This is a genomic window from Streptomyces sp. F001 (genome assembly GCF_004187715.1).
GTDB lineage: Bacteria > Actinomycetota > Actinomycetes > Streptomycetales > Streptomycetaceae > Streptomyces > Streptomyces flavusporus.
Genome location: NZ_QZWF01000078.1, coordinates 1 through 7410 on the forward strand (window position 1 = coordinate 1; position 7410 = coordinate 7410).

Annotated in this window: 5 protein-coding genes; 2 read left to right on the forward strand and 3 right to left on the reverse strand. The window is 69.9% G+C overall.

Translation table 11 applies throughout. The features are described 5' to 3' along the window. Nucleotides 1-515: 515 nt before the first annotated feature. Nucleotides 516-3929, forward strand: a complete 3414-nt coding sequence (locus StrepF001_RS43530) for an NB-ARC domain-containing protein (protein WP_129803602.1) — start codon at nt 516-518, stop codon at nt 3927-3929. Nucleotides 3930-3970: 41 nt separating this feature from the next. Here the strand turns inward: StrepF001_RS43530 and StrepF001_RS43535 are convergent, their stop codons facing one another. Beyond that, nucleotides 3971-5248, reverse strand: coding sequence for an ArgE/DapE family deacylase (locus tag StrepF001_RS43535; protein ID WP_129803603.1), 1278 nt, complete (start codon nt 5246-5248; stop codon nt 3971-3973). 127 nt (nt 5249-5375) lie between these two features. After that, a complete protein-coding gene (locus StrepF001_RS46800; protein WP_206307158.1) occupies nt 5376-5573 on the reverse strand; it encodes a hypothetical protein in 198 nt (65 codons plus the stop codon). 184 nt (nt 5574-5757) lie between these two features. Here StrepF001_RS46800 and StrepF001_RS43545 point away from each other — a divergent pair, with 184 nt between their 5' ends. Next, a complete protein-coding gene (locus StrepF001_RS43545; RefSeq protein WP_129803604.1) occupies nt 5758-6738 on the forward strand; it encodes an aminoglycoside phosphotransferase family protein in 981 nt (326 codons plus the stop codon). Nucleotides 6739-7102: 364 nt separating this feature from the next. On the opposite strand, the gene StrepF001_RS43550 is transcribed toward StrepF001_RS43545, so the two are convergent. Further along, a partial coding sequence (locus StrepF001_RS43550) for a transposase (protein WP_165396575.1) occupies nt 7103-7410 on the reverse strand: 308 nt, incomplete at its 5' end.

Consider the following 7410-nt stretch of genomic DNA (forward strand, 5'->3'; position numbering starts at 1 on the left):
ATCTGACCCTCTGTCACCATCCCCCACATCTCGGGGGAACCTCAAGGACCGGCCGGGCCTGTTCACATGGCGGTGCCTGGCGGGGTGACCGTCCCGCGGCCGCGGGCCTGGCGGCGTCCCATGCGCATGGCCATCGATCACTGCCACGAAGGCTTCGCTGGTGGCAGGCCGCGCCTCATAGTCGCGGGTCAGACGGCGCGAGCGCGTCTGCCAGCCCAGGGGCGCTCCACACACAGGCCCAGCACCCAAGGTCGGCCGGGCAGCAACGGTTAAAGGCCGGGGAGTGGTGGTAGACACCGATCCTCGAAGTTGTCACCGCGGCAAGTGCCGTATGGTTCAGGCTCGTTCGAACGGCCTGTACGGGTTTTCCGGGTGCCGCGTGGTCCCGCTCGGTATCTTGCTGGGTACGGCTGGTCGCATCCGGGAGGGGGTCCCGTGATGCCGTGTCGAAGGTTGGTGGGGGCGTGGCGCGGAGGCTCTCCAGGCAGGGGACCACGGCCGGAGCATCTACGTTGTTGGCGTTCGCGGCGGGCGCGCTGGCCAACTTGGCGACGTCGGAGTGGACCTGGACGCTGGGCACCGCACTGCTGGTCCTGGTTGCGGTGTGGGTCACCTTTGAGATCTGGCGGGTAGACCACGATGCCACCCTGGCGGTCCATGGCGGGTCTGGTGGCGGCGGCCCAGGGGCCCTTGATACGCGCCGGCGGCCGTGGATGGCCCCGCCGCTGGACCGGATGGTGGAGCGCCCCGAACTCGCCGACCAGTTGGTGTCAGCGCTGCTCGCGCCCGAGGCCGCGGACGTGGGCATGACGACGGGGTTGCGCGGAGCCGGCGGTTTCGGCAAGACGACCCTGGCGGCCTGGGCCTGCCACCAGCCTCAGTTGCCCGAGCGCTATCCGGGTGGACTGTTGTGGGCAACGCTCGGCCAGGAGATCCACGGTGCGGACCTGGCCGATCGGCTCAACGACCTGGCCACGGTGGTGAGCGGGACCCGGCCGACGATCTCCGACCCGGACGCGGCCGGAGCGGAGCTGGGCCGGTTACTCGACGAACTGGCGCAGCCGGTGCTCCTGGTCATCGACGACGTGTGGGAGGAGTCCCAGCTGCGGCCGTTCGGATTCGGCGGACGCGGCTGCACCCGCCTGATCACCACCCGCATCCCTGGTCTGCTGCCCGCCGGCGGAACGCATATCGTAGTGGACGCCATGTCGGTCGAGCAGGCCCGGCTCCTGCTCACCGACCGTGTGCCCGGCCTGCCCGACGAAACCGTGGAGGGCCTGGTCAAGGTGGCCGGACGGTGGCCGGTGCTGCTCAACCTGGTCAATGGCGCCCTGCGCCGGCGCGTCGAGCGGGGCCAAGCCGCTGCGGACGCGGCCGAGCAGATCATGCGCACCCTGCTCGCCGACGGTCCCGGCGCTTTCGACCCAGCTCGCCCGGCCGACCGTAGCCGCGCAGTGGCAGCAACCGTGGAGGCCGGCCTGACCCTGCTCCAGCCGGCGGACCAGCAGCGCTGTCTGGACCTGGCCATCTTTCCCGAGGACGTCGACATCCCCCAGAACGTGCTCGGGCTGCTGTGGCCGGGCCGACGGGTCGACGCGCTGTGCGAGGAGCTGGTGGGGCTGGGCCTGGTGGCCGACTATCGGCTCGACGCACCCGGCCCGCGCCTGGTCGTGCACGACGTCATCCGAGCCTATCTGCGCGCCCGTCAAGGGCCGCGGGCGCGCAACGAGGCGCACCGCAGGCTCACCGCCGCCGCCACCACGCTACTCACCCGACACGACGGGCCCAGACCGTGGTGGACCCTGCCGGCCGACGCCCACTACCTGTGGCGCCACCTGCCGTACCACCTGGCCGCGGCCGACGAGCACGAGGAACTGGCCGCGCTCGTGACCGACCTGCGCTGGGTCGAGGCCAAGACACGCCGGCTCGGCTCCGTCGTCGGGGTCGTCGCCGATCTGGAGCTGTCGGACACGCCCACGGCGCGCGTGCTGCGGCGTGTACTGCAGCACGCGGCCCACCTGCTCGGCCCGATCGAGCCGCCCGAAGCGCTCGGCGCGACCCTGGCCAGCCGGTTGCACGGGGTGCCCGGCCTCAGTGAGTTGCTCCACCGCTACCGGCAGAGCCTGTCCCGGCCCCGGCTGGAGCCGACGTGGCCGCTACCCGACCAACCCGACCCCGCCCAGCCCCACCCGACCGGACACAAGGGCGGGGTGACCAGCTGTGCCTTCTCGCCCGACGGCACCCTGCTCGCCACCACCAGTAACGATCACACCGCGCGCTTGTGGCGGATCGCGGACGGCACCGAACACACCGTGCTCACTGGCCACACCGGCGGACTCGGGGACTGTGCCTTCTCTCCGGGCGGCGCCCTGCTCGCCACCACCAGCGACGACCGTACGGCGCGCCTTTGGCGGGTGGTAGACGGCACCGAACTGGCCGTGCTCGCCGGCCATGCAGACGCCGTGACGAGCTGCGCGTTCTCCCCAGACGGTGCCCTGCTGGCCACCGCCGGCAATGACCACACCGTACGGCTGTGGCGGGTGGCCGACGGCACCGTCGCCGCCGTCCTCACCGGCCACGCCAAGGGGGTGAGTAGTTGCGCGTTCTCCCCGGACGGGGCGCTGCTCGCCGCCGCTGGCAATGACCACACCGTACGGCTGTGGCGGGTGGCCGACGGCACCGAACTCGTTGTCCTCACCGGCCACACCAGCATGGTGGACAGCTGCGCCTTCTCCCCGGACGGCACGCTCCTCGCCACCTCGGGCCACGACGACACGGCGCGGCTATGGCGGGTGACCGACGGTACCCTCGCCGCCGTCCTCACCGGCCACTCCAGCACCGTCTACAGGTGCGCTTTCTCCCCGGACGGCGCCCTGCTCGCCACCGCCAGCGCGGGAGGCAGCGTACGGCTGTGGCAGGTGCGCGACGGCACGCAGAAGGCGGTGCTCAAGGGGCATACAGGGTGGGTACGCGGCTGTGCGTTCTCCCCGGACGGGGCCCTGCTCGCGACCACCGGCAACGACCAGACGGGCCGGATCTGGCAGGTGGCGGACGGCACCGTCATGACCGTGATCACCGGTCACACGCGCGTCTACCGCTGCGCCTTTTCCCCGGACGGGAAGCTGCTGGCCACCACCAGCGACGATCACACGGCCCTGGTACGGCAGGTGGACGACGGCACCGAACTGGCCGTGCTCGCCGGCCACACCGACCGTGTCTACAGCTGTGCGTTCTCCCCGGACAGTGCCCTGCTCGCCACCACCAGCAACGACCGTACGGCCCGCTTGTGGCGCGTGGCCGACGCCGCCGAACACGTCGTGCTCACCGGGCACAGCCACTGGGTGACCGGCTGTGCCTTCTCCCCCGACGGGACGATGCTCGTCACCGCCGGTCAGGACAAGACGGCCCGGCTGTGGACGGTCGCAGACGGCGCCCAGCGGGCCACCCTGGACCGGCACACCGAAGGGGTCACGAGCTGTGCATTCTCCTTGGACGGAACACTCGTTGCCACCACCAGTGGCGATCAGACGGCACGGCTGTGGCGCGTCGCCGATGGAGTCGAGCACGCCGTACTGCGGGGCCATACGGACGCGGTGACCAGTTGCGCCTTTTCACCCGACGGCACCCTGCTCGCCACCACGAGCGACGACCGTACGGCGCGCCTTTGGCGGGTGGCCGATGCCGCCGAACTCACCGTGCTCACCGGCCATTCCAACTGGGTGGAGAACTGTGCTTTCTCCCCGGACGGCGCGCTGCTTGCGACGACGAGCCGCGACCAGACCGTTCGGCTGTGGCGAGTGGCTACCGGCGAGTGCTGTTGCTCACTGCGTGTCGCAAGCGATCTGACCGGTCTGTGCTGGCACTCCGCCGGTGGACTGCTCTGCACCACCGGCGGGGCGGGCGTGTACCTCCTGGCCCACCTGCCGTGAGTCCCATGTGGGCCTGCCGTGAGTCCCGCGCGGGCCGCCGCTCACTTGGTGCCGGCGGTGCGGAGCGCGGCGAGTACGAGGGTGCGCGCCGCGTCGATGGTCTCGGACACAGACACCCGTTCCTGGGAGCTGTGCGCCAACCGCACGTCACCCGGGCCGTATTGGAGGGTCGGGATGCCCGCGGCGGTGTAGAGCCGCAGATCGCTGCCGTATGGCGCCCCGCGCTCGCGCGGACCCGGGCCGCCGGTGGCTTCGGCACAGGCGCCCTGGACCACGTCCCGCAGTGGGTGATCGGCCGGAAGGCGCCCGCTGGCGAACTGGCCGCCCGGCCATGTCACCTCAACCGGATGGTCGCGCAGCCACGGGTCGACCGCGCAGGCCTCGGCCACGCACCGCTCCAGTGCGGCGCGGGCGGCCTGCGGATCCTCGTCGAGGCGGACACCCAACCGGCCCTCCGCCACAAGGAGATCGGGCACGCTGCTCGCCCAGTCACCAGAGCGCAGGGTGCCGACCGACAGCGCGTACGGGATCCCGTACTCCGCCATCAGCGGGTCCAGGTCGGTGTTTCGCTCGCTTTCCAGGCGGGCGAGGGCTCGGTGGACGGGGAGGTACGCGTCGATGGCACTGACCCCCGCGTCCCGTGAACTGGCGTGTGCGGACAGGCCGGGTACGCCGAGCCGGAAGGTCAACGCACCGGCGTTGGCCGTCACCACAGTGCCGCCGGTCGGTTCCGCGATGATGCACGCATCGCCGGTGTGTCCGCGGCCGAGAGTGCCGAAGGCACCGAGGCCGCCGTCCTCCTCGCCGACCACGAAGTGGACCGCCACCCGGCCGCGCAGCTTGACTCCGCTCGCCCGGATGGCCGCGATCGCGGCGAGGTGCGCCGCCAGACCCGCCTTCATATCGCAGGCTCCACGCCCGTACACGATGTCCCCGACCACCCGTGGCACGAACGGATCACCTTTCCACTGCCCCGGGTCCCCCGGCGGTACGACGTCGACATGGCCCTGAAGGATCACGGTCGGCCCGTCACCGCCGCCTTCGGTGACCCCCACCAGGCCCCACGCCTCATCGCGCGGCGCCTCCGTCCCGGGAAAACCAGGCTTCGCCCGCAACTCGGCCAGGTCCATGGACCACAGGTCCACATCGAGCCCGAGCCGGTCGAGCCGCCCGGCCAGGTCGTGCTGGATCTCCGTCTCGGCCGCGCTGCCGGTGACGCTCGGAATCGCGATCAGCTCCAGCAGGGTCCGGGCGATGGCCGCCTCGTCAACCTGCGCCAGGGCGGCCGCCTCCTCGGCGGTGAACACACTGGTGGTCATGGATGGACGCTCCTGTCGCGACTCACTGCCGAGTGAAGGACCTGACGACTGCTCAAGACCCCGACCTTCAGATGCTAAAGGCCATCAATTACGCATTCAATCACCGTTTTCAGCCGAACGCTCCGACTCATGAACCGCTCTCCCCCAACTGAGATGTCAGCGCGGCGAAAAGTGGGAACTGTGCCCTGCCAGCGCACCGTTGCCGCTCAGGCATCCAGACGGCGAGCCCATGCTCGTCCGCGAAGCGGGCGCCCTCCATCAGCAAGTGGTAGCGATCGCCCTCGGCCTCCCCGTCGTCGGCGAAATAGAACAGGCTGAAGCCCACGGTTTCCCCCGTCAACGGTCTGCGCCAAGGCTCGAACAAATCACACATAACGCGCGCCCGAATAATCGCCCACGTCAGCAATCGACGAGGCCGAGAGGCCGGCAACAGCAAGGCGTCGCAGGCAACCCGAGTGCACAACGCCATCCCGGTGCTAACGTCCGATCATGCTTCGGGCGGAGGATTGATGGAGAGCATCACAAAGAACCGGCAGCCCGTTGAGGCGCTTCGCGCGATGGTCGCCCGCGCCTACGGCCCGCAGGAGGTGTGCGACGCGGGCGAGGACTGGATCAGCGAACTGAGCGAGGGCTGGTTCAACGTGGCCTATCGGATCCGGCTGCGATCCGGCGCGCAAGTCGTCCTCAAGATCGCGCCGCCGCCGGATGTCGAGGTCATGACCTACGAGCGCGGCGCCATGGCCACCGAACTGGCGGCGCTGCGGCTGATCCGGGAGCACACGAAGGTTCCCGTGCCGGCGGTCGACTTCGCCGATCAGAGCCATGAGGTGTGCAACGCCGACTACTTCTTCATGACGTACGTAGCTGCGGACAACCTCAACGTCATCAGGGACACCCTGGCCGGAACGGAGATCAACGCGTACGACGAGGCGCTCGGCGCGATCACCCACGAGCTCAACACCATCCCCGGCACCGCCTTCGGCCCGCTGGCCGGGCCGGGCGAAAGCACGTGGCGCGCGGCCTTCCTGCGGATGGTCGAGGAGCTGCTGGGCGACGGCGAGCGACGCGGCGTCGACCTGCGCCACGGCTACGACGTGATCCGCGAAGTCGTGGCCGCCCACGCCGATTCGCTGGACGAGGTGACCGAGCCCCGGTTCGTCGAGTGGGACCTATGGCCCGGCAACTGCATGGTGCGCGACGGCCAGATCGTGGCAATCCTCGACCACGAGCGGGCGTTCTACGGCGATCCGCTGATGGAGTTCGGCTTCACCGGGAGTGAGTCGAGCGCTTACGGGGACGCCACGGCTTTCATCCGCGGCTACGGCCACCGGCCGTTCACCACCGCCGAGCGGACCCGTCGGCGGCTGTACAACCTTCACCTCGCTCTGATCCAGATCATCGAGACGAACTTCCGGGCACACACCAACACCGAGCGGTACGACTGGGCGTGCGAGCGACTGCGGGAGACCGTGGCCCTGCTCGGCGAGTAAGCACACTGACGGTGTCCTCGACGCCGCGCGACCTCTGTCCGTTCCCGGCTCATGGGACACTGCACTTCCTGCGCAGCGCCCCGCCGTGGCCTGAATCGGGGGCACGACGACCTCCCCTTCATCCTGTATGGCGGACCGCCATACAACGTCTACTCATCCGGCTACGCCGACCTGCTTGGCGAGGTCGCGACGCCCGCGGAAGCCGCCGCCCTCGTGGTGAGACACTTGCCGCCGAACGTGGTCATGGAGAGCGGCGAGGTACCCGTTCTGGGTGACTGAGCCTGAGACTCATAGCCACTCGTTGAGAACTGCGACCAGCACCGTGGCTTCGTAGCGGACGGCGAGTTTGATGCCCCTATGGATGTCAAGCAGCAGCTGGCGGGGATGCCACCGTGCTTCTGGGCAGGACGATCATCTGGTAGATCTCGCGTGCGACGTAGCGTTTGAGGCAGCGGATGGCTTCGGGACGGGTCTTGCCCTCGCTGACGCGCCGCTCCACGTAGTCGCGTGTGCAGGTGTCCCAGCGCAGGCGGGCCAGGACGATGGTGTAGAGAGGGGAGTTGGCCTGGCGGTCGCCACCGCGGTTGAGCCTGCGGCGCTGGGTCTTGCCCGAGGGCGCCTCCACCGGGCTGAGGGTCTTGCCCCCGAGGAGTGGACACCTGTTCGTGTCGT